Source organism: Paenibacillus sp. WLX1005 (assembly GCF_046603685.1).
In the GTDB taxonomy this organism is placed as follows: Bacteria; Bacillota; Bacilli; order Paenibacillales; family Paenibacillaceae; genus Saccharibacillus.
Genome location: NZ_CP176756.1, coordinates 5,424,079 through 5,447,441 on the forward strand (window position 1 = coordinate 5,424,079; position 23,363 = coordinate 5,447,441).

The 23,363-nt window shown below is 48.8% G+C and carries 22 protein-coding genes; 9 read left to right on the top strand and 13 right to left on the bottom strand.

All coding sequences use genetic code 11. The features are described 5' to 3' along the window. Nucleotides 1–142 precede the first annotated feature (142 nt). Nucleotides 143–1,552, top strand: coding sequence for a sigma-54 interaction domain-containing protein (locus tag ACE3MZ_RS23185; protein ID WP_411344431.1), 1,410 nt, complete (start codon nucleotides 143–145; stop codon nucleotides 1,550–1,552). 89 nt (nucleotides 1,553–1,641) lie between these two features. On the opposite strand, the gene ACE3MZ_RS23190 is transcribed toward ACE3MZ_RS23185, so the two are convergent. Then, nucleotides 1,642–2,205: a PIN domain-containing protein gene (locus ACE3MZ_RS23190; RefSeq protein WP_411344432.1), complete on the bottom strand. Its 564-nt coding sequence runs from the start codon at nucleotides 2,203–2,205 to the stop codon at nucleotides 1,642–1,644. After that, nucleotides 2,186–2,851 (bottom strand): MerR family transcriptional regulator, encoded by a 666-nt coding sequence (locus tag ACE3MZ_RS23195; RefSeq protein ID WP_411344433.1) that lies wholly within the window; start codon nucleotides 2,849–2,851, stop codon nucleotides 2,186–2,188. Before ACE3MZ_RS23195 ends, ACE3MZ_RS23190 begins: the two co-directional genes overlap by 20 nt. A gap of 166 nt (nucleotides 2,852–3,017) precedes the next feature. Here ACE3MZ_RS23195 and ACE3MZ_RS23200 point away from each other — a divergent pair, with 166 nt between their 5' ends. After that, the gene (locus tag ACE3MZ_RS23200; protein WP_411344434.1) at nucleotides 3,018–4,076 is read left to right on the top strand and encodes a bifunctional transcriptional activator/DNA repair enzyme AdaA; all 1,059 of its coding nucleotides are present in this window, start codon (nucleotides 3,018–3,020) and stop codon (nucleotides 4,074–4,076) included. A gap of 144 nt (nucleotides 4,077–4,220) precedes the next feature. Here the strand turns inward: ACE3MZ_RS23200 and ACE3MZ_RS23205 are convergent, their stop codons facing one another. Then, nucleotides 4,221–4,856 (bottom strand): hypothetical protein, encoded by a 636-nt coding sequence (locus tag ACE3MZ_RS23205; RefSeq protein ID WP_411344435.1) that lies wholly within the window; start codon nucleotides 4,854–4,856, stop codon nucleotides 4,221–4,223. Between the two features lie 257 nt (nucleotides 4,857–5,113). Between ACE3MZ_RS23205 and ACE3MZ_RS23210 the strand changes: the two genes are divergently transcribed. Then, nucleotides 5,114–5,893 carry an isocitrate lyase/phosphoenolpyruvate mutase family protein gene (locus ACE3MZ_RS23210; RefSeq protein WP_411344436.1) on the top strand — a complete coding sequence of 260 codons (780 nt, stop codon included), beginning with the start codon at nucleotides 5,114–5,116 and terminating at the stop codon, nucleotides 5,891–5,893. A 259-nt stretch (nucleotides 5,894–6,152) separates the two neighbouring features. Here ACE3MZ_RS23210 and ACE3MZ_RS23215 read toward each other — a convergent pair whose 3' ends face one another. Continuing rightward, the gene (locus ACE3MZ_RS23215; protein WP_411344437.1) at nucleotides 6,153–6,698 is read right to left on the bottom strand and encodes a hypothetical protein; all 546 of its coding nucleotides are present in this window, start codon (nucleotides 6,696–6,698) and stop codon (nucleotides 6,153–6,155) included. 121 nt (nucleotides 6,699–6,819) lie between these two features. On the opposite strand from ACE3MZ_RS23215, the gene ACE3MZ_RS23220 reads away from it, so the two are divergent. Then, on the top strand, nucleotides 6,820–7,734 hold the full coding sequence (locus ACE3MZ_RS23220; RefSeq protein WP_411344438.1) for a phosphatidate cytidylyltransferase: 915 nt from the start codon (nucleotides 6,820–6,822) through the stop codon (nucleotides 7,732–7,734). A gap of 59 nt (nucleotides 7,735–7,793) precedes the next feature. Continuing rightward, complete coding sequence (locus ACE3MZ_RS23225; protein ID WP_411344439.1) at nucleotides 7,794–8,837, top strand: CdaR family transcriptional regulator; 1,044 nt, start codon at nucleotides 7,794–7,796, stop codon at nucleotides 8,835–8,837. Nucleotides 8,838–8,851: 14 nt separating this feature from the next. Here the strand turns inward: ACE3MZ_RS23225 and ACE3MZ_RS23230 are convergent, their stop codons facing one another. The 9 genes from ACE3MZ_RS23230 to ACE3MZ_RS23270 form a co-directional block, all read right to left on the bottom strand. Continuing rightward, entirely contained in the window at nucleotides 8,852–9,997 is a 1,146-nt protein-coding gene (locus ACE3MZ_RS23230; RefSeq protein WP_411344440.1) for a glycerate kinase, read from the bottom strand. Nucleotides 9,998–10,103: 106 nt separating this feature from the next. Then, nucleotides 10,104–11,399, bottom strand: a complete 1,296-nt coding sequence (locus ACE3MZ_RS23235; protein WP_411344441.1) for a GntP family permease — start codon at nucleotides 11,397–11,399, stop codon at nucleotides 10,104–10,106. Between the two features lie 322 nt (nucleotides 11,400–11,721). Further along, entirely contained in the window at nucleotides 11,722–12,153 is a 432-nt protein-coding gene (locus tag ACE3MZ_RS23240) for an OsmC family protein (RefSeq protein WP_411344442.1), read from the bottom strand. A gap of 168 nt (nucleotides 12,154–12,321) precedes the next feature. Then, nucleotides 12,322–13,068 (bottom strand): amino acid ABC transporter ATP-binding protein, encoded by a 747-nt coding sequence (locus tag ACE3MZ_RS23245; protein ID WP_411344443.1) that lies wholly within the window; start codon nucleotides 13,066–13,068, stop codon nucleotides 12,322–12,324. 44 nt (nucleotides 13,069–13,112) lie between these two features. Then, a complete protein-coding gene (locus ACE3MZ_RS23250; protein WP_411344444.1) occupies nucleotides 13,113–13,781 on the bottom strand; it encodes an amino acid ABC transporter permease in 669 nt (222 codons plus the stop codon). 162 nt (nucleotides 13,782–13,943) lie between these two features. After that, nucleotides 13,944–14,813 carry a substrate-binding periplasmic protein gene (locus tag ACE3MZ_RS23255; RefSeq protein ID WP_411344445.1) on the bottom strand — a complete coding sequence of 290 codons (870 nt, stop codon included), beginning with the start codon at nucleotides 14,811–14,813 and terminating at the stop codon, nucleotides 13,944–13,946. A 277-nt stretch (nucleotides 14,814–15,090) separates the two neighbouring features. Beyond that, nucleotides 15,091–15,987 (bottom strand): alpha/beta hydrolase, encoded by an 897-nt coding sequence (locus ACE3MZ_RS23260; RefSeq protein ID WP_411344446.1) that lies wholly within the window; start codon nucleotides 15,985–15,987, stop codon nucleotides 15,091–15,093. A gap of 84 nt (nucleotides 15,988–16,071) precedes the next feature. Next, nucleotides 16,072–16,503, bottom strand: a complete 432-nt coding sequence (locus ACE3MZ_RS23265; RefSeq protein WP_411344447.1) for a hypothetical protein — start codon at nucleotides 16,501–16,503, stop codon at nucleotides 16,072–16,074. A gap of 332 nt (nucleotides 16,504–16,835) precedes the next feature. Further along, the gene (locus ACE3MZ_RS23270) at nucleotides 16,836–17,606 is read right to left on the bottom strand and encodes a class I SAM-dependent methyltransferase (RefSeq protein WP_411344448.1); all 771 of its coding nucleotides are present in this window, start codon (nucleotides 17,604–17,606) and stop codon (nucleotides 16,836–16,838) included. Between the two features lie 549 nt (nucleotides 17,607–18,155). On the opposite strand from ACE3MZ_RS23270, the gene ACE3MZ_RS23275 reads away from it, so the two are divergent. The 4 genes from ACE3MZ_RS23275 (at nucleotide 18,156) to mtnK (ending at nucleotide 23,228) form a co-directional block, all read left to right on the top strand. Continuing rightward, nucleotides 18,156–19,256, top strand: a complete 1,101-nt coding sequence (locus tag ACE3MZ_RS23275; protein WP_411344449.1) for a sugar ABC transporter substrate-binding protein — start codon at nucleotides 18,156–18,158, stop codon at nucleotides 19,254–19,256. 224 nt (nucleotides 19,257–19,480) lie between these two features. Further along, entirely contained in the window at nucleotides 19,481–21,010 is a 1,530-nt protein-coding gene (locus ACE3MZ_RS23280; protein ID WP_411344450.1) for a sugar ABC transporter ATP-binding protein, read from the top strand. Then, nucleotides 21,007–21,993, top strand: coding sequence for an ABC transporter permease (locus ACE3MZ_RS23285; protein WP_411344451.1), 987 nt, complete (start codon nucleotides 21,007–21,009; stop codon nucleotides 21,991–21,993). The genes ACE3MZ_RS23280 and ACE3MZ_RS23285 overlap by 4 nt, the downstream gene beginning before the upstream one ends. Nucleotides 21,994–22,016: 23 nt before the next feature. Next, nucleotides 22,017–23,228 carry an S-methyl-5-thioribose kinase gene (gene mtnK / locus ACE3MZ_RS23290; RefSeq protein WP_411344452.1) on the top strand — a complete coding sequence of 404 codons (1,212 nt, stop codon included), beginning with the start codon at nucleotides 22,017–22,019 and terminating at the stop codon, nucleotides 23,226–23,228. Nucleotides 23,229–23,363 lie beyond the last annotated feature (135 nt).

Below are 23,363 nucleotides of genomic sequence, written 5' to 3' on the forward strand. Positions count from 1 at the left end.
GTGCATAGGATCATGCAGCATACGCGCGATTCTGCTAAACATTTCGCCAAATCGTACGGCAATCTACTGACTTTTCCCGAATAGGCTTTGTATAATAAAAGAAAGCAGTCCGAAACCGATCATAAAGCGAGTTGATCTCATCATGCCTAGACCACCCCATACATCTCGTTCGTCCCGCAGTGACGGACAATCCCCTTCTACCCTGTTTGTGACCGATGCACAGGGTAATATTCTCATTTCCAATGAATTCACTGCCTTGACGCTTGGTATTCCGCTAGAGGAATTGCTGCGTCACAATGTGCAGGATCTCGTCAAATCCGGCTATTACAGTGAATCCGTCACGATGAAAGCCATCCACTCCCGTCAAAAGGTATCCCAGTATATCCATACCATTCAAGGCTTTCGCGTCAAATCAACTGCCGTCCCGATCATCGACAATACTGGCGAAGTCCAGCTTGTCGTGACCAGCTCCAGTGGCTATCGCGGTGTACAACCGTCGCTAACTTCAGTTATGGCTACTGTGTCTACGGCTGACAAGGCAGAAGCGGGCAACGATAAGCTGCCTCTGCCTACATCTGCCGCTGCTCGCGCCAGCGGCGTCGTTGCCGAAAGTCTGGCGATGAAGCAGATTATTCAGGTGTGCGACCAGATCGCTTCGTATGACAGTAAAGTGCTTATTCTCGGTGAATCCGGCACAGGCAAGTCCGTCATCGCCAAATATATTCATCGCCAGAGCAGCACTTGGAACGGTCCATTTATTCCGATTAACTGTGCCGCTATTCCGGCGGCTGTGTTTGAATATGAATTGTTCGGTTATGTACGTGGCGTGATGCCGGGTGTGAATGAGGACAAGCAGGGATTGTTTGAAGTGGCGCATGGCGGCGTACTGTTCTTTGACGAGATTGCCGAATTGCCACTGGATATGCAGGCGAAGCTGTTAGACGTGCTGGAACGAGGCGAATTTCGGCGTACTGGCAGCACCGAATCGGTACGTATGCACTGCCGGATTATCTGCGCCACCAATCGCGATCTGTGGAATATGGTCAAACAGGGACAATTTCGCGAAGATCTGTATTACCGGATCAGCGTGATCCCGATCCATATCCCGCCACTGCGCAGTCGCAAGCTTGATCTGGTCGGGTTGATTTCCAGCTTTATTTCCCATTTTAATCATGTATATGGTAAACAATATGTACTACCCGCCGAGCAATTTCAGAGCATGTTGACCGAGCCGTGGCATGGCAATGCGCGCGAGCTGCGCAATTATATCGAGCGACTGATCATCACCGACCAAACCGGACTGCATCAGCCGCCGCCGGTAGAACGGGTGAGCGACTGGTTTGCTCTTGACCATTTTATTCAAGCTAACCGTAGCCGCATCGCCAGCCTGAAGGACTATACTGCTCTGACCGAAGGACGCTATATCCGCCAGATGCTGCAATCCTGCGGCAACAACAGCACCGAAGCCGCCCGACAGCTTGGCATCGACCGCTCCGCCATTTATCGTAAATTGAAAAAGATGGAGGAGATTTTGGAGAAGCTGAGGGACTAAATCTATCTATTTTAAATAAAAAAAGCAACAAATCCAACAATATGCTTAGTATTTTCTATTTGTACATCTATTTACTATAGATTTAACTATTATAGTAAATAGTTGTAAAATTCACCCGGGCGTATTCGGATGATTGTACCAATTTGCTGTGGAAACCGTTGGGTATTGCTTGTCACAATATAATGGCACTGTTGACGAAGTGCTGTCACCCATACATGTACATCTTGAGGATCGTAAAGAGAAAGTGAATTGCCAACCCCCATTTGTTTAGCTAATGCTACTGCCTGTTCGGTTGTAAAACCACTCAATTCTGCCAGCGCTTGCCCTACATCCGTATGCTGCCGTTTCACGATCTCCCAATGATGTCTGCCCACTTGGCTATTAACGGCAGGCAAATCCTCCAGAATCGGATAAATGAAGTAATCAAGAAACTGTTCTACTATATGAAGTGGATATACGACTCCAGCTATTCCGTCATATAGTGCCTTTTGATAAAATTCCATCAAGCATACTCTGGAGAGTACTGGTTTAAATGAACAATAATCTGCTGCCAATAGAAGCAACCGTCGATTAATACCGTCATTACGAATGGCACCGCACAATACAGTTGTATCTAGCAATGCAACAACGTGTTTAGAGGAATTCGCTTTCATCTGTTACTCCCTGCCGGGCATTGTACACATCAAGTTTAAGCGCAAAATCCTTTCGATGCTGAGCCTGTGCCGGATTTAATTTAAAATAAGAATGCGGAATACGCCAGTGTCCACCTTCCGTCTGATAAGCATCTGGATATTTGCCCGCTTCGCACCAGCGGCGAATAGTCTGGTCACTAACACCGATCAATGTTGCCGCTTCTTTGGATGTATATACACTGCTCGCATAAGAGACGCGCTGTTCATGTACTTTCTCCGAATTTGCCCAGTTACCGGAAACAACAGAAGCTTGATAATAATGAGCTACAACTAGCCGAGACATGATCTGCTGGATCCAGCCCGAACGCTGAGTTGGAGATATGAGTTGTTCAAGTATGCCAAGATACGCTTGCAAAGTCGTAGCAGCCCGTTCAATATCTTGTGCCATAACCTGTTGGCGTATTGTCCGTTCCTGTTTGTGCAAACTGACCAATACAGTAGTAGATGAGACTTCAAACGAAACACCATCCAGTGTATCTGCCGGTAAACGAAATAAAGTAAAGATACGTTGGACGATACTCTTCAATATTACGCCCGCCTTCTCATACTGCTGCTGTTCACATAATAGTTCTACTGTGTCCCACAAAATATGTTCTTCCTGCTTCATGATTACAACACCACCTTTGCATTTAGTATATATTGTATTATAATAAATTCCAACAAAAACAACATATACAACAAAAAAATAAATGCCTGATTTTCGGCGATGACCATTTTAGACAGACGATATACTACATATACACTCAAGCATTTACGAAAAAGGACGTGTGGATATGATTACATTGGATCGCAAGCAAGAATACTATCAGGCGCTGATCTCCAAAAATACTGAATATGAAGGATTATTCTACGTCGGTGTCAAAACGACTGGCATTTTCTGTCGTCCAACCTGTCCGGCGCGCAAGCCGAAGTTTGAAAATTGTGAGTTTTTTGAACATGCGCAGCAGGCGCTACTGGCATCCTTTCGACCTTGTCAGCGCTGCCGTCCGCTATCGCATCCCAATCATGTATCGGACGTGATCCGTACACTGGTGGAAGCGGTGGAGAATAACCCAGAGAAACGCTGGAATACGCAGGATTTTCGCGCACTGTCCATCGACGAATCGACGGCGCGCCGTCAGTTTAAAAAGCGGTTCGGTATGACGTTTGTCGAATATGCCCGTGCCCGTCGAATGGGTCTGGCACTCAAGCAAATTCGTTCCGGTCAGAGCGTGATCGACAGTCAGCTGTATACCGGATATGAATCCGGCAGTGGATTTCGCGATGCGTTTGCCCGCATTATGGGGGATGCTCCGACCAAATTGAATGAGCAGCAGATCCTCAAGGCAGCATGGCTGGATACGCCGCTTGGTCCCATGATCGCTATCGCTGACGAGCAGGCGCTAGTTCTGCTGGAGTTCGTCGATCGGCGTGGATTGGAGCGCGAAGTAGAGCGATTGCGTTTGCGCACAGGGTCAGCGATTATTCCGGGCATGAACGATGTCATCGAATTGATCGAGCAGGAGTTAGAACAGTATTTTGCTGGAACATCGCTACACTTCTCCACTCCGATTCGCATGATCGGATCACCGTTTCAGCAAAGTGTCTGGCAAGAGTTGATGCAGATTCCAGTGGGCGAAACCCGTTCTTATCAGGGTATCGCTCTACAGCTTGGTCGTCCTACGGCTTCGCGCGCTGTCGCCCGTGCTAACGGCTCCAACCAGCTGGCGATCATCATCCCTTGTCACCGCGTGATCACTTCCAGCGGCGAACTTGGCGGCTATGCGGGCGGACTGACACGCAAAGATTGGCTGCTTAATCATGAGAGTCGGCATGATGCGTTGAAGGTATGAATACTAGCTTGTTTTTCGTATATCCATGCTGATCCATGTATCAAACAGACCCGCTAAGCAAAATGAGAAACTTCTCTTTGCTTAGCGGGTCTGTTTGTATGATTCGCATACTATTACACTTCCATTGTTCGTAGCTTAATCAACCTATCGTCTGTTCGGACGCTCACGTTTTGGGATCAATCCCCACAGTCCGGCAAGACCGAGCAAACCAAACCAGCCCCATTTGCCGCTGCTGCCGTTGTCCATGTCGTCCATGTCGTCCATATCATTCATGTTCATCGTACCACCACTTGTTCCAGTCGTGCCGGTCGTTCCATTTGTATCTGTCGTTCCTGTACCACCGGTTCCGTTATCCGTCCCCATCGTGCCGGTCGAATCGGTTGTTCCAGTACCTGTTGCTGGATCGGTCGTTGTACCTGTTCCGTTTGTTGTACCGGATGGATCGGTCGTGGTGCCCGTTCCCGGTGTTGTGGTTCCCGCAGGATCGGTCGTATTTCCAGTAGAATCGGTTGTGCCACCCATATTCCCATCGGTTGTACCCGTTCCATCCGTACTCGTTGTGCCGCCTGTTGTACCATCCGTTCCTGTCGTTCCGGTTGTTCCTGTGCCTGTCGCTCCGCTCGTACCAGTTCCGCCATCAGTTCCCGTACCTGTAGTCCCCGCGCCTGTTCCGCCGCTCGTCCCACCTGTACCGCCTGTCGTTGCAAAGGCAGGTACAGCCGCACCTGCGGACACTAGCATAGAAGCTAGCACGATCACTTGAATTTTCTTCATCATCATCTATTCGCTCCTCTAAGGTGAGTTATGTTCTAATAGGCTACTATTAACCTTCCTCACCATAGCGAAACTACTATTTTCTAATTATTGTAATTTAAACACATAATCTTCCTCTTGGTTTCATACTCCTATGTGTGTTTATGTTCCTATGTATATTTGATTCATATTCAGAAAATGAATGCCTGATTTTCGGCGATGATCTGTGTAAATGGACGATATAATACACCTATACTTCCACATGAAAAGAGAGGAATCATCATATGAACACATTCGCCGTACAAACGGAACAATTTCACAAGCTCCACATTCCCGGGCAGCCCTTAATTCTGATGAACGTCTGGGATGCAGGTAGTGCCATCACTGTAGAGCAGGCTGGAGCTACAGCAATTGCTACCGGAAGCTGGGCAGTCGCTCACGCGCACGGTTATGAAGATAGCGAGCAGTTAGCATGGGAACTGATGCTGGCTAATGTACAGCGCATTTGCCGGGTTACGCGCACACCAGTCACGATTGATATTGAGAGCGGATACGGCGCTGATCCTGAGATCATCGCGCGGCACGTCCTGCAAGTCATATCGTATGGAGCAGTCGGTATCAATCTGGAAGACCGTTTGCCGGATCGTCAGGGAATGTATTCTATCACAGAGCAGAGTGAACGGTTGCGGGCAGCACGATATGCTGGCAATCTGTATGATGGACAGCTGTTTATCAACGAGCGAACCGATCTCTTTTTCCAGCATCCGACCGATTCGCACTCTATTCAACATGTTGATCAGGCACTGGAACGCGCACATGCCTATGCAGAAGCCGGAGCGAATGGATTGTTTGTACCGGGTCTAAGCGATCTGTCCTTGATTGAAGCATTATGCAAGCAATCGCCACTGCCCATCAACGTGATGGTCAATCACGAAGTCGATCTGAATGCCTTGGCACAGTGCGGAGTATCGCGTATCAGTTATGGTCCTGCTCCGTATTTGCAAGCTTTGCAGACGCTGAACGTTATGGCGCAGCAGGTGTATGATTGGTCGTCAGCAAAATAATCATTTATTCTGTTAATAACGTATAGACGCAAATAAAATTATACTATATTACACTAGTTGCTCTGCTCATTTCATTCCAAACAATGGAGCGTCACAAAAGGAATGCCGCAATGAAAAGTTCAATTCCATAATGGAGTTGAACTTTTCATTGTGAGGTTCTATTTTTACGTTTTCATCGCAGAACAATATCATGTGTTCCTTTATAATATCCTCTTTCGAATGGTGCAGATCATGCCTATTCATTCCAAACCATGCAGGCTCACATCGCCTCTGGTTCATACTCGCTCAACTTGCCTTCATATACCAAACGCAGTCGCTCACTGCTTCGCAAATCCTCTGGTGTGACTAGCGCGGGCAGCTTACTCCACAGCTTAATGCCAGAACGATGCAGAATCTCCGCCACAAATTGTGAGCAGAAATAAGAATTGCTAAACTCCACCGGCTCCTGAATCGCCACTCCAATAATACCGAGCAGATTGTAACCGTACTTCTGACTGCTACGGATAAAAATATGCAGCACTCGCTTCATCTTGTCCACTTCACGCGGTGTGACCTTGAGTTCGTAGATCACACACGTGGTATTCGGATACTTGTTGTATGTACCAGTCTGGATATTTTCTTTGACAAAACCGCCGTTCAGCGGATTGTTCGGCTGCTTGCGTCCGAAGCTGTACAGCTCGTTCAATTCACGGTCAAATGAGATCGACGCATGGTTGTAAGGCGCCTTCGTATACAACCCAATCATACGTGTGAATAGCGTCCCTGTATTCGTCAGCAAAATATAAACGGATTGTTCCTCGTCCATGCTGCAATTCCCCTCTTATCAAGTTGGCATTATTCCTTCATAATAACATAGGAACCTCTGTCTGCTGCGACATATTTGATACGACAGAGCAATCTTATTTCTCTATAGGCGGTGATGGCATATGAGCGCATCTTTGCTTACGCTCATTCTCGTATTTGCAGCTTTACTGATTGTCCAGCTCGTATACATAATCATTGGCAAAATCCAGCCGGAGCGCGATTACCGTCTCATCGGCACACGCATCAAAACATGGTGGGGCATGTTCTTTATCTTTTGTCTGGCGACGCTGTTCAACCAGATCGTATCCCTGCTATCGCTGATGGTGCTGACGTTCTTCGCACTCAAGGAATACTACTCCATGATTCGCACGCGCAAGGCGGATCGACGGTTATTTCTGTGGTCGTATTTGGCGATTCCATTGCAATTTTACTGGATCTATATCGGCTGGTACGGCATGTTTATCGTATTCATCCCGATCTATGTGTTCCTGCTGTTACCGTTACCGCGCCTAATTAACAAAGGCACTGGCGGTTTCCTGCGTAGTGTCAGCTCCACCCAATGGGGCTTGATGCTGATGGTATTCGGTCTCAGTCATATGGCATATTTCCCATTTGCCACGCCGCAATATGGTGGTGGACTGGTGCTGTTCCTCGTGCTGCTTACCCAGCTCAACGATGTGGTGCATTATGTAGCGTCGATGTATATCGGCAAACGCAAAATCGTACCAACTTCCAATCCATATCTGACATGGGAGGGCTTTGCGTGTGCCTTTGTCGCGACGATTGCAGCAGCGTATATCGCTCATCCGTATCTGACGCCATTTGGAACAGGGTTTACGTTGATCATCGGGGCGCTGATTAGTCTGGCGGGCTTTTTCGGTAGTTTGACCATTTCGGTGCTCAAGCGCGATCTGTTGATCGGTGATAGTGGCAAAGCGGAAGCGCTCAAGGAAAGCTACCTCAGCCGTGTCGACAGCCTTACGTATACTGCACCTGTTTTTTTCCATGTTGTGCGGTATGTCTTTGACTTTATGTAAAAAGAGAACCTATACTTTGTTCAGATGCACAACCCGGTATATAGACCAGGAGGCGGAACATGTACAAGCTCTCAGATCGACAAGCACAGGATATCGTCGACAAAATGATGCAGGATATCCCGTACAATATAAACATTATGAACGAGCAAGGCATTATTATCGGCAGCGGCAATGCCCGGCGAATCGGTACGGTTCATCAGGGAGCAGTTGCCGCGCTACAAACCGGGACGATGGTCGAAGTGTGGCAGGACGGTCGTCTGGAGAAAAAGGGCACCAATGAGCCGATCGTGATCAACGGTCAGCGCATTGGTGTTATTGGCATTAGCGGCGACCCTGACGAAGTGCGTCCGTTCTGCAATCTGGTGCGTACGACGGTTACGCTGTTGATCGAGCAGCGCAGTCGACTGGAAAGTCTAGCACATGAAGCGAATCGGAAAAAGGCATTTCTGGAAAAGCTGCTACGTTACACGGGCTCTGCCTATCCGCCGCGTATGAGACGGGAAGCGACAGAATACGGGCTGGATCTGTTGCTGCGCACAACGGTTCTGCTTGTCCGCCGCTTGCGCTTAGATGAACATACCGCTCGGCTATTACTGCAATTCCCTTCTTTTCAACAAACTAGCGAGCAGGACGATATGCAGCTAATCTTCGTACAACATGAAGCAGAATTGCCGTCCTTGCTAGATACGTTGCGCCATCGTCAACCACAGGCGCAACTCACCATCGGACGCTCTGAATTTCTCATTGCGCACAGCTATGCGCAGGCACACGATACGATGAATGTGTTGCTGGCGCTGCAACCGGACACTTCGTTTGCCACATATGACCAGCTGCAATTCATCATTCAGTTTGGACAATCGGTAACGACATCGCATAACCCCGTTGTGAAGCTGGAAGAACATGCCGATCTACTGCAAACGCTACGCAGCTTTATTTTCCATAATGGCAGTATTCACGATACAGCGCTGGTTCTCAATATTCACCGCAATACGCTGCAATATCGGCTGAAACGCATCCAAGCCATCACCGGACGCGATCCACGGCAATGGCTGGAATTGATCGAATTGACGCATGGATTGCTGGCGATGTATTTTGCCCCATGATGGTGAGATTGACTTTATCCTAGCGACAACTTCAGCGTACGACCGATATTTTCCATCGTACGCTCTACATTGGCAGGTCCTTGCTCTAACAGCTGTTCCAATTCGCCTGCACCCGGCACAATGCCGAATATAGCATCGATGCCTTCCTCATATAACGTGTCGATACCTTCGCCCACATACCCAGCAATAGCGATGACCGGCTTGCCTGCGGCTTTGGCTGCCTGTGCCACACCATGCGGCGTTTTACCAAATTTGGTCTGGAAGTCGATGCCGCCTTCGCCGGTAAATACCAGATCTGCCCCTTCCAGCTGCTCCCGTAATCCGGTGTATTGGATCACAATATCAATACCGCGCTGCAAGGTCGCCTGCGTAAACGTCATCAGTCCCGCACCCAATCCGCCTGCCGCACCCGCTCCCGGCAGCTCCCGCACATCCTTGTTCAGATCACGCATAATCACATCCGCATAATGATGCAGACTGTCGTCTAGCTGGCGCACCATCTCCGGTGTCGCCCCTTTTTGCGGACCAAACACATGCGATGCGCCTTGCTCACCGCATAGTGGATTGCTCACATCGCAGGCAACGATCAATTCGGTCTGCTGCAATCGCTGATCCAGTCCACTGCAATCAATACGAGACAACTGCGCCAGCGCCGCACCGCCGCGTGGCAACACTTCCCCTTGCTCATCGAGCAAACGTACACCGAGCGCTTCCGCCATACCAGCACCACCATCGTTGGTCGCACTGCCACCGATGCCGATAATGATTTTGCGAATCCCTTGTTCCAGACAGGCAAGAATTAGCTGTCCCGTACCATATGTGGACGTAATCAGCGGATTGCGCTGCTGACGCGGCACGAGATGCAGCCCACTTGCCGATGCCATCTCAATCGCCGCCGTCTGTCCATCTCCGAGAATGCCATAACTCGCCAATACCGGCTCACCAAGCGGTCCGCTCACTTCCAGCTGCATCATCGTTCCGCCGGATGCATCCACCAGTGATTGCACCGTACCTTCGCCGCCGTCTGCCATCGGCACATGAATATAATTCCCCTGCGGGAATACGTTGCGCAGTCCACGTTCCATCGCCACACATACCTGCTTGGCGGTCATGCTTTCCTTGAATGAGTCCGGCGCTAGTACAAATGTCTGTTCGCTCATCTCTCTCCACTCCGTCTCTGTTGTAATTGATCTATTAGAGATATTCCCTATACAATACTTAGTTTGCCCAATGAACCGCTATCCGTGAACAGATACGCGTTCGCTGTTATAACAAAAATCCATACAGCAGCGTTGCCACAATTGCCATCGTTCCGCCGACCATCGCTTCATACGGTACAACACCGAGACGCTGACGGATACTCATCTTCATACTGTCTGCGGTTACATGGAAATAGTTGCCCTGCGGCAGCGAATCAATGACAGTCGCTCCGGTATGCACCATGACTGCCGCCGCCAGTGGAGCGGTGCCCATATTCAGAATCGCTTCACCAAAGGAACCCGTCGCCAGAATGACACCAGTTGAAGTGGAAGCCGTTGCCGCCGCCATCAGAATACCGGAGATCGGTGCCAGAAATGTGCCGGAAATGCCAGATGCGTCGATCAGCGCGACCACCTGTGATGACAGATTGGATGCCGAGATCAGACCAGCGATCCCGCCCGCACCGACCAGAATGAGTACAGTAGCTGTCATTTTGTTCAAGCCAGCGGTTGTATATTTTACAATGTTATTCGCCTGTCCCATCGCGAGCATACCAACAATACCTGCAATCGGTAAAATGTACATCGCATCCACCTTGAAGCTGGACAGCCAGCCGATGCCTGCAATCGAGCCAATCGGGTTGATCATCAGCAGCACAACTGCCACGACTGGTGCGACAATCGCACGACTCAGCGGCGGATATTTGGACATGTCCACATCGCCGTCGTCCGCTTCCTCGCCAGACACCATATCGCCTTTACGTTTCAACAGCGATGCGACGATTACCGCAACCGCCAACCCACAAATCGCTGGGACAAAGCCCGCCAGCATAACACGACTCAGATCCAGATCGAATCCACGCGCCGCCGCAATCGTATTTGGATTGGGTGAGATAATATTGCCCGCTTTGCCACCGCCGGACAATGCTACTAGTAGCGCCAGCTTGGAGATGCCCATCTTGTGACCGACCGATAGCGCAATCGGCGCAACGATCAGCACCGCCACTGGAATAAATACGCCGACTGCCGTAATAATCATCGTTGCCAAGGCAAGCGCTAGAATCGCCTTACTACCGCCAAATTTGCGTACAATCGCCTGTGCAATCGTCTCTGCCGCACCAGATTCCATCATTACACCGGCGAGCACACCTGCTGCCAGCACGCGCAGTACCGTACCCATCACACTCTGGGTACCGCTTACAAGAATACTAACCGTCTGTTCCAGATTCGCACCGCCGAGCAACGCCCCGACAATCGCGCCCAGAAACAACGCATACACCGGATTCAATTTACGCAAAATCAAAATAATCGCAAGCGCCAGCCCTGCCAGCGCACCAAGCCATCCAATCGTTAAGCCTTCCATACCCGTCTTCCCCCTACGTACATAGTGAACACGCTTTCATTATATAAAGGGATGTCAGCAAATCATATTGATGAATGGACGAAATTTATTGTGCAATTGCACAATAGATGAATCACTCATCAGATAACAGAGTATACATAACAACATACAGGTGAAGAAAGATAACGAAACGAAGACGTCACCAACCCTCGGCTAAAAACAGCAAAAAACCCGATCCCTTCCGCAGAAGAAATCGGGTTTTCGCTTAGTTTCATTTCGAACCGCTTCGCCACAATCGGTAATCATCGCAGCGATGCAAATATATTCCGATTCCCACCTGTACTCAGGTAGTCGCTGGCTTGGCAATCTCTGTACCGTTCAAAATCAGACGATAGTTAATATTCGCGCTCAGCGAATCGGACACTGCACAATACTTCTCTTTGCCCATCTGAATAGCGCGCCAGACACGATAATCTGGAATCTCGCCATCTACGTGGAAGATCAGATCAATATCGGTAAATCCTTTTGGCATCTCCTCGCGGCGCGTACCATACGCTTCAATCCGAATCCCCTCAATCTGATGCAGAAACGAATCCAGAATCATCGTAATATCAATCCCGATACAGCCTGCCAGCCCTGCCAGCAGCAGCTCCATCGGCGTTGCCCCTTTACCCAGTCCACCATAAGCGGGAGTCGCATCCATACCGACCGGATAACCGGAAGGGCCTGTCGATTCAAATGCACGTCCACCGTGCCATACTGTCGTTACATTCATGGGTCGTACCTGCCTTTATACGAATTTGGTTTTTATTTTGCACATGATTTGCCATTGATGTGGCATATTGTTTGTATTCTGTATCGCAGATGAATTGCATGTTATAGAGTATCGTTCGTCAATGTTCACATGCTATGCTACTCTTCGCTTGTTATTCATCCATCAACATCAATGATCCAGTACCTTACTTAGAAAACGCTGCGCCCGCTCACTAGATGGCTGTTCAAAAAACGCCTCCGGCTCAGATTGCTCCACAATCCGACCTTCATCCATAAAAATCACCTTGTTCGCCACCTGCCGTGCAAACTTCATCTCATGTGTGACCACGATCATCGTCATGCCTTCCCGAGCGAGCGACTTCATCACATCTAGCACCTCGCCTACAAGTTCTGGATCAAGCGCAGATGTCGGCTCATCGAACAGGATCAGCTCCGGCTGCATCGCCAGCGCACGCGCGATGCCAACGCGCTGCTGCTGTCCACCGGACAATCGCGATGGATACTGATCCTTTTTGTCCAGCAAGCCGACACGCTCCAGCATTCGTTCGCCCAGATTACGTGCCTGTATAGCACTCATCTTTTTCACCATACGCAGCGATTCGGTCACATTGCCCAGTGCCGTCTTGTGCGGATACAGATTAAATTGCTGAAAAACCATGCCGGTACGGCGACGAATCTGCGCCATTTCGCGTTGTCGCTGCCGGGGCGACATGCTGCTATTCACCTGATGATCCTGCACTTGAATAGAGCCGCTGCTCAAGTCCTCCAGACCGTTAATACAGCGCAGCAATGTACTTTTGCCTGAACCGCTCGGTCCGAGCAGTACAACAATCTCGCCTGCCTGCACATCCAGATCGATCTGATGCAGCACTCGATGCTTGCCAAACTGCTTGGACAAATTGCGAATCTGTATCATCTTGTCCACCTCCATATGCTCTCTGTATAGGATTCGCTACCTACTCAATACGCCCGTGCCAAACGCTTTTCCGCCATTTCCAGCAGCGTAGCAAAGATCGTACTCATTACCCAGTACATGATAGCGATGCCGAGATAAAAGGGCATATACACGTAATACTGCGCGATCAACAGATCCGCCGAACGCATCAGATCGGTTACCGTAATAACAGACACAAGTGACGTTTCTTTTAACATCCCGATAAACGTATTGCCCATCGGCGGAATCGCTACCCGCGCCGCCTGTGGTAAAATAATGCGCCACATCGTTTGCAGTGAAGACATGCCTGTCGCATATGCTGCTTCCGTCTGCCCTTTTGGAATCGACAAAATCGCACCACGAAACGTTTCTGACAAATACGCACCGATATTGATACTGAGCGCAATACACGCCGCAGGCACTGCATCCAGCGTAATGCCGTAATCCGTCAATCCGTAATACACGATCACCAGCTGCACCAGCACCGGCGTACCACGAATAATCGATACATAAAAGCGTGCCACCGCACGCACCAGCTTGTTGCCCTTCATGCGCGCAATCGCCACTACAACGCCGATGATCAATCCGAAGAACATCGAGATGACCGTTAGCAGCAGCGTATACCCCGCCCCTTTGAACAGAAACGGCAAATTGTCCAGCACAAGCTGCCAACCCGGTTCACTAACCGTTTGCATGTTTCCATCGCTCCTTTCCTAATCTCTATCGCTTTCTGCTTGATAAGGCACGCATAGCACATGCCCCATCCCATCTTGTTGCCACTCATGGTAAAAGACTGCGCCATAGTAGCGCAGTCTTCCTCTCTCTTCTTATCACATCATGGAGTGAATCGTAGCCGCTTATTCCGCAGGCGGCTGCTCACCAAACCATTTTTCAAATATCGTATTGTACGTGCCGTCATCCTTCATATCTTTGAGCGCTTTATTCAGGGATTCCAGCAGCTCAGGATTGTTTTTGCGAATCGCGATACCGGCTTGATCGGATTTGATCGCATCGCCAACGGCTTTGATTTTAAAACCATTCTCTTCTACAACTGGCTTCAATGCATAGATGTTGTTGATCGTCGCGTCGATGCGTCCCACGTTCAAATCTTGCAGCGTGGTGATCACATCGTTATACGTTTTGATCGTAAAATCGCCTACCTGCGGCAACACTTCGTTGCGCAAATATGTTTCGTCGTTTGTGCCTAGACCGACACCGATATTTTTACCTTTAAAATCGGCAAGCTTAGTAATGTCGGTGTTGTTTTCGTTGACGATGATCTTCACCTGATTGGTAATATACGGATCGGAAAAGTCCAATTGCTGTTTACGCTCATCCGTAATTGTCACCTGACTGATGATGGCATCGAATTTGCCCGCTTGCAGACTCGGAATCAGACCGGAAAATGCCTGTGTCGTAAATTCCACTTTCACGCCGAGACGCTTGGCAACTTCATTGGCGATATCTGCATCAAAGCCGATTACCTGCTTGTTGGAATCCAAGTAGTTGTACGGCGCATACGTGCCCATCAGCCCGACTTTGAGCACGCCAGCAGATTTGATCTGCTCCAGCTCATTGCCACTTGATGATGTAGCTGCTTCCTCACTGCCTGTGCTACCTGCATTGCTGGATGTGGACGCTGCATTACCGCAAGCGCTCAGTACGAGGGTGAATACAACAACCAGTGCCAGAGTCAGCGTGCTTTTACGTTGAAAAAATAGCTTCATGGATCATTCTCCTTTATGTGGATGTACCAGTTTAGGCTTATTCCAGACTAGTAAATATTGTTGATTGACTCGTCAGTCGGTTTATTTTTAAATCCTATCCGATAACTTGGTTATTGTCAATTGCTTTCCTTGCACTTGGGTAGAATAATTTTTGCTATTTTCGTGGTGAGAGATATTAGATTAGCTACGCACGCAGGCGGTTTATATAAATGGATATGAATAAGGATGTGCTACCTTGTCCACTGGGGAAAGGTAGCACATCCTTGAGAGAGGCAGCTTATACGTGTTGGGCAAAGATGTGTTTGAGTTCACTTGCCATCAGTTGCCATGCTTCTTCGGCATTCGCAGGCGTGCCGCTGTGTGTGAAGCCGTGCGCTTCACCGGGGTATTGGCGCTGGGTGACGGCGACACCGGCTTGCTTCAGATGAGCGGCGTATTGCTCTGCTTCTGCTGCTAGTGAATCTTTACCTGCCGTGATCACAAGTGCTGGCGGCAGATGTTGCAGCGACGAGATAGGTGCGAATACCGGAGATGCCAGCGGATTGCGCGCATCGGCAGCATTTTCAAAATACATCTCATTAAACATACGAGCCATATCAACCGGAATCGCTTCGGCAAAGGAGGGCTTTTCCGCTGGATCAGTATGAAGATCAAGCGGCGGATAATCGAGAATCTGGTATGCGATTGGTAACTCGCCACCTTTGTCCAGATTTAGCAAGCAGACGGCAGCGGACAGGTTGCCACCAGCGCTATGTCCGCCGATTGCCAGCTTGGAGCCGTCCCCGCCCCACTCGGCAGCATGCTCATTAATCCATTGTGCTACTTCATAGCACTGATAAACAGCGGCAGGGAACTTGTGCTCTGGTGCTAGCACATAATCGACATTGAACACGATACAACCGGACAGATCCGCAACATAGGCGCACCACGGATCATCCATTTCTGGATCACCAAGCACAAAGCCACCGCCATGCAGATTGATAAATACCGGCGCAGGTTCGTTCACATCCAGCGGACGATAGATGTTAGTACGTGCATCACCGTAGGCGGTCGGGATCACAATCTCCATACGCTGAGCAGCAGGCGTACCCGGCGGCGTCAATGTACTGCTATCCACTTGGGCAAATTGCTGTTCACGTATTTGACGGATGATGTTCAGTTGTTGTTCGTTCATCGGTATCACTCCGTTTCGGTAAAATAGCTAGCAAAAGAAGCTGCCAGCTCTTCATGAATAATCACTTCATCTATCCTCCATTACTCACTCTTCGAACCATGCTTTCCCTGTCAACTCGTTCCATTCGAGTACAAATCCATCCGCATCTAAGCGCCAACTGCAAAAGGTATCAACCATTACGAACAAATCAAACCCCTCATAACCTTCTACCGTTTTCCGTTCTAACTTTAGAATCTCAAAGCCTCGCCATCTCTGCGGATCAACATCCAGATCTTGATCTTTCTCATGCTGTTTAGCTTGACTAAACCGTACGTTATAAAATGTTAAGCGGCAAGCTCCGGTATATTGCGCGTTTGGATAAGGGTTTAATGGATGATCTCGTTCAAGAATCGACCATTCTAGCAGCAAAACAACATTTCTCCCTTGTTGCCTGACTTCCAATACGACTGCATCGTGAAAATCAAGTTGCTCCAGCTCCGCATCGGTTGTTGTATATCGATACTCGCTATTTTCCATACTATGCCTGCCACCTTCATCCATGCAATCTACTACAATATATACACCAAACCTATCTGCTATCATCTGCGATACTGCTCCGAAGAATGCCTATTCAGCAGTAGTGCGAATTTTTCTTTCATTAATTATCTATTTATCCATAATTATACTTCGCTATCAAAAAGAGCTTTATTCTTTGTTCTACTATCGATATCCGATCCGCTTTTACCTATATACATAGTTATATCTTCCTCTATACACGATGGATATGTTGAGCGATTCGCTAATACTATGTTGCTAACCTGCTCTATCTTTTCAACTGTCTTATCACCATAGTATCCGTAGAAATCGACCTACAACTGCCCCCAATACACCTCTGTCTCATAATCCATATATACAACGCCATCCTGCTCCGTCTCGTTGAATATCCGCTCTGCTTCCTCCATCATCTGCGCATATCCAGGTTCCCCAGCGGACGGCACGTACGAAGTTGAGCGCAATCTGCCCTGTACTCCATCCAGATCCAACACCTGACGATTGATAAATGTCGCCCGCTGCATCGTGCCCTCGCGAAATACCGGATGCTGCAACTGACTGAACATATGCTGATGATTCACTTCGTTGTAATCTGTACCGAATTGCTGTAGCAGTTGTTCGTATCGCTCCAGAAACTCACTGCCCGTCTGAAGCCGCGTATTCCAGATAAGCACCAGCTTGCCATCCGCTCCGGCAATTCTGCGAAACTCGCTTACCGCACGCTGTGTATCAAACCAATGAAATGATTGCGCACAGATGATCACATTCACACTATGATCCGGCAAGTTCGTCTGCTCCGCCGATCCGTCCACCAGATGCAGATGTTCAGCTGGCAACGTCTCTCCAGCAGCACGACGCATCGGCTCATTTGGCTCTACCGCGAACACATCCAATCCACGCTCCAATAGCAATGCAGTGAAAATACCTGTTCCCGCACCGATATCCGCCACCTTGTGCCCGGACTGTACCCCAATCGTTTGCTGCATATAATCCAGCAGCTCTGCTGGATAGCTCGGACGATACTTTGCATAATCATCTACACGCGCCGAGAAACGCTGGGTTGCATCCTGTTTGTTCTGCTCACTCATGATACTCATCCTTTCTGGAATATGATTCTCACACACAAACATAGATACAGATACAGATACAGATATTAAGAAGTATCTCATTACATATTAGCAATACCATTTTATGTTCCGTCTAATGAAACAGAGTTTTGTTATAGAAAAATTATATATACAGATGCACAGACATTCCAAATTGATATCATGCTACACTTATACATCAGTAATGCAATATTATTGCTCACTTAGCAACACAATATTGTCTATATCGTCTCTCAACACAACTCTATATATAACCATATACGTATGATAATGACCGATCGCGATTGTATGAATGGTACAGCTTTCTGTATACCTTAACACCTTCATTATTTACATATACACACATTTTAATACATATTTATCCATAAAATCATGCAAATCCTTCTGTTTTTCGCCAAAAATCGAATAGATTCTATTTATTTTTACAAAACCAATTGACATACTTGGTTTTAGATTCTATATTAAATTCTAACATCACAAGTCGCACATCCATTAAAGCTTTAACGCAACTACGTACAGGGGGAACTAACCATGAAAAAGTCTTCAAAATCCGCACTTCTGCTCTCTATTCTGATGGTCTTCGCGATCGTGTTGAGCGCCTGCGGAAACGGAGCAGCAGATAACAACGCTTCGGGAAGCGCAGAGAATGCTTCCGGCAATGCTCTTGCCGGTAAAAATATCGCACTGATCATGCGTCTGAACAATGGTAACTTCTCCGCTCAATATGTAGACGGTGTCAAAGATCAGGTTGCCAAATACGGCGGTACCGTAACCGTACTAAGTGCCGACAACGATCTGAGCAAAATGGCATCCTCACTGGATGCAGCGGTCAACCAAGGTCAATTTGACGGTATCCTGATCGACCACGGCGATGCAGGCGCACTGACAGCTGGTGTACAAAAAGCAGTACAGGCTGGCATTCCTGTTGTTGCGTTCGACTCCGCACTGGAAGGTATTCAAGGTGTAACGAGTCTGGCACAAAATGACCAGAAGATGGCTGAATTGACACTGGATCAACTGGCAGCCGATGCTGGTGGCAAAGGCAATATCGTCAAAATCTGGGTAGCTGGTTTCCCACCAATGGAATCCCGCCAGATCTCGTACAAGAAGTTCCAAGAGAAATATCCAGATATTAAAGAAATCGCTGCTTTCGGTACAGCAGACAACGCCCAGCTGGATGCACAAACCCAGATGGAAGCGATCCTGAAACAGTACCCGAACAAAGGCGATATCACAGCAGTATGGGCATCATGGGATGAATTTGCCAAAGGTGCCAGCAATGCGATCAAACAAGCCGGACGCGATGAGATCAAAGTGTACGGTATCGATATGAGTGACGAAGATCTGAGCATCATCCAAGATAAAACCAGTCCGTGGGTCGCTTCCGCAGCGGTTGATCCAACAACCATCGGACGCGTACAAGTTCGCTATCTGTACCAAAAATTTGCAGGTGATACATCCGACCAAAAAGTTGAACTAGAACCTGTTTACGTAAAACGCGATGACCTGCCGAAGGACAAAAAAGTAACAACTGCCGACTTGAGCGATTATGTAAAAGGCTGGGGTGAAAGTGATCAAGGCAATACCGACCAACTGAAAGAACTGGAAAAAGCGGTCGCAGCAGCGAAGTAATTCCAAGACAGACAGGGCAAGATTACGATATACGCTGCCATATAGCTATCGTTTGTTCCATGACTGTTAGTTGTTCACAGCCAGCTTGCAGACAAACACAATTGTCTTGTACAGCTTATAACCATGATGTATGAAAAGAACAAAACTGCTATCCACCTGCATGAGCTTTATGGTGCAGGTGGATACTGTTGTTATTGCAGGTTACAGGAAAGGGGCAATTTAGAATGAGCAATTCCGCAGCGACAACCAGCGGCAATCTGACCATGACCGGCATTTTCAAATCCTTCGCCAACGTACCGGCGCTGCAAGATGTAGATTTTCAACTAAATAGCGGCGAGATTCATGCGCTGCTCGGCGCAAACGGCGCAGGCAAGAGCACACTGATGAAAATATTGTCCGGTGCCTACACGTCAGACAAAGGCAGCATTCTGATCGACGGCAGCGAAGTGATCATCGATTCACCCGCCGCCGCCAAAAAAGCCGGCATCCAGTGCGTGTATCAGGAGGTCGATACCTCGTTGATTCCGCAGCTGTCGGTAGCGGAAAATATTTTGCTGGATCAGCTGATCTCTTCCGGTGGCAGTCCCGTGCTGAACTGGAAAAAGCTATACAATGAAGCAGATGCCATTTTAAAACGACTGGGCTTTGCGATCTCGGCACGCCGTCAGGTGAGCGAACTGACACTGGCGGAGAAGCAGTTGGTGCTGATCGCCCGCGTGATGGCGGAGAAGGCACGTTTTGTTATTTTGGATGAGCCGACTGCACCGCTCAGTATTGAAGAAGCGGAACGGTTGTTTACGATTATGAAGGAGCTAAAATCGCAGGGCATCGGGGTGATCTTCATCTCGCACCGACTGCCGGAGATTTTCAAGGTGTGTGACCGTATTACGGTAATGCGCGACGGTCGTCGTGTAAGCACGCTGCCAGCGGCAGAAACCAATCCGAATGATGTTGTGCATTCGATGTTGGGGCGTGCTTTTGAAGAGGAATATCCAAAGGTGTTTACCGAGATTGGCGAGCCAATTCTGACTGTGCGCAATCTGGCGGCAGGACGTCATGTACAGGATGTCAGTCTGGACGTGAATAGCGGCGAGATCGTTGCGATCGTCGGGCTGGTAGGCGCGGGCAAGACGGAATTGTCCAAGCTATTATTCGGTGCAGATGTGCCAGAACAAGGCAGCATCGAGCTGAATGGCAAAAAAGTACGTGTACGTACGCCACAGCAAGCAATCTCTGCCGGGATTGTGCTCGTGCCGGAAGAACGCCGCAAAGAAGGCATTATCGTCAAAGAATCGGTGCTGCACAATTTGAGTCTGCCAATTTTACAAAAAATCACGTCGTTTGGCATCGTCTCTGGCAAAGCGGAGCGCAAGCATGGCAGTGGACTCGTATCAGCGCTCGGTATCAAGGCAGCATCGGATCAGCAGTTGACCGGCTACTTGAGCGGCGGTAACCAGCAAAAGGTCGCCATCGGAAAATGGATGGAAACAAACGCGCATGTGTATGTACTCGATGAGCCAACCAAAGGCGTCGATGTGGGCGCAAAGCGCGATATTTTCCGCGTCATCGGCGGACTCGCACAGCAGGGCAAAGGCATACTGTATCTGACCTGCGAATTTGAAGAAGCACTTGGACTTGCCGACCGGATTCTCGTCATGTGTGACGGTCGGATTACGAAAACATTTGCCTACGGCGAAGCAACTCATGAAGATCTACTATACTATGCCAGCGCAGGCCGGGAGGAACTTGTATGAAACACCAGCTAGCCCAATTCTCATATCGCTACGGAGCGCTGATCTTTATCGGTCTCGTACTGGTCTTTTTCTCCGTCTACAATACGCATTTCTTTACGTACAACAATATTACCGATATTTTGCGTTCGATCTCGATTGTAACGTTTGTCGCGATTGGTATTACGATCTCGCTGACGGTCGACGGCTTTGACTTATCCGCAGGCTCTACCGTTTCCCTAACCACCGTTGTCACCGCAGCAATGATGGTCTGGTATCAAATGCCGCTGATCGCCGTGATTATCGTGCCGCTGATTCTCGGCGCACTGGTCGGCTTGCTCAACTCATTATTAATTGTGAAAATTCGGATTCCCGATCTGCTGGCAACGCTGGCAGTCATGTATATCATCAGCGGGATTCATCGTACCTATACAAAAGGCTATGCCATTTACAACAATATGCAATTTCAGGATGGAACGAAGGCTCCGGGTGTAATGCTGGATTCGTTCCTGTGGATCGGTCAAGGTCGTCTGCTCGGTATTCCGTTCCCTGTTATTCTGATGATTCTTGCGGTGATCGGTATGCATCTGTTCTTCAAATACACGCGTGGTGGTCGGCAGATGATCATGACCGGTAGTAATGAAGAAGCTGCACGTCTGTCCGGTCTGCGCGTCAATCGTATTCGGACACTGGCGTATGTCGCTTCTGGTATCTTCGCCGCAATCGGCGGAATTCTGTTCGCCGCACGCGTTGGTTCCGGTCAGGTCGATGCTGGTTCATCAATGCAAATGGATGCGCTCGCTGCGGTGTTTGTCGGTTACTCTGTCTTCGGTGCAGGTCGTCCAAACGTGATCGGAACCTTTTTTGGAGCGGTATTGATGGGGATTCTGGTCAACGGTATGACGATGCTGAATGTGCAGTATTATGCGACAGATATTATCAAAGGCGCAGTATTGGTACTGGCGCTGGCGGTTACATTTATCCATCGGGCACGACAGAAGGTATAACATTTCAGAGGAGGGAATGCGTGATGAGCACACCCGCTGCCAATACGTATGAAGCACTGAATGAGCAAACCGCGATTCAGCTTGCGGTGCAATTGAATCTATTTCCAGCCGATGCACAGTTGTCCTGTCGTGAGATTGGCGATGGCAACTTGAATCTGGTCTTTCATATTACCGAGCCGTCCACTGGACGCGGTAGCATTATTAAACAGGCATTACCGTATGTACGTGTCATCGGTGAAGGCTGGCCGCTGACACTGGATCGGGCACGGATGGAAAGTGAAGCGCTAAAGATCTTTGCCCGTTATGCGCCAGACTATGTGCCTGAGGTGTATTATACGGATGAACAGTATGCGATTACGGTGATGGAAGACCTGTCCCATCTGACAATCGTGCGTACTGGCTTTGCCGAAGGCGCCGTCTATCCGCTGCTGTCTCAACATATCGGTGAATATCTGGCACAGACGTTGTACGGCACGTCGGACTTTGCACTTGGTGCAGACGCGCGGCGCGAGCTGGCACTGCAATTCCACAATCCAGAACTGTGCAAAATCACCGAAAACTTCGTGTTCACTTATCCACTCATCGACGATGAGAGCAATGACGTCGAACCGGGTTTGCAACAGGTAGCACAGCAATTGTGGCAGGATCAAAAGCTGCTGCTGGAAGGCGCCAAATTGAAGCGTCACTTCATGACTTCCGCGGAAGCACTGCTGCATGGTGATCTGCATACTGGCAGCATCTTTGCTAGCGACGAGGAGACGAAGGTGATCGATCCCGAATTCGCCTTTTATGGTCCAATCGGTTACGATATCGGTCTGTTTATCTCCAATACGCTACTGTCTGCACTCGCTCGTCAGGATAACAGCCGCGAATTGCTGCTGCATCATGTGCTGACGGTGTGGGATGTGTTCAGTACTCGCTATCGGGAGTTGTGGCAGGCAAACAATCAGGAGCATTTTGCTGACGTATCGGGATTGGTGGATGATCAGCTACAGCACATTTTGGAGGATACCGTGGGCTTTGCCGGGAGCGAGATGATGCGCCGGGTGATCGGATTGGCACATGCCAAAGATATCGAAGCGATTACCGACGATGCGAAGCGTGTCCATATCAAATCCAGTGCAGCACTGCTGGCACGAGATTTCATCGTGAATCGCGGTCAGTATCGTAGCGCACAGCAGATGATAGACGCTTTGCAGCAGGCAGATCAGGGTATAGAAATTACGCACAACTGAGTTGATCATGACTATGCAAATGATGATGGTTTAACCTGATTTTACTGAGATGGATGAGACGATATGGAAATTGATATTTCATAAGTGCACAATGATTTAAAATATTTCAATTTCTAGACCAAACGAATAAGCGGA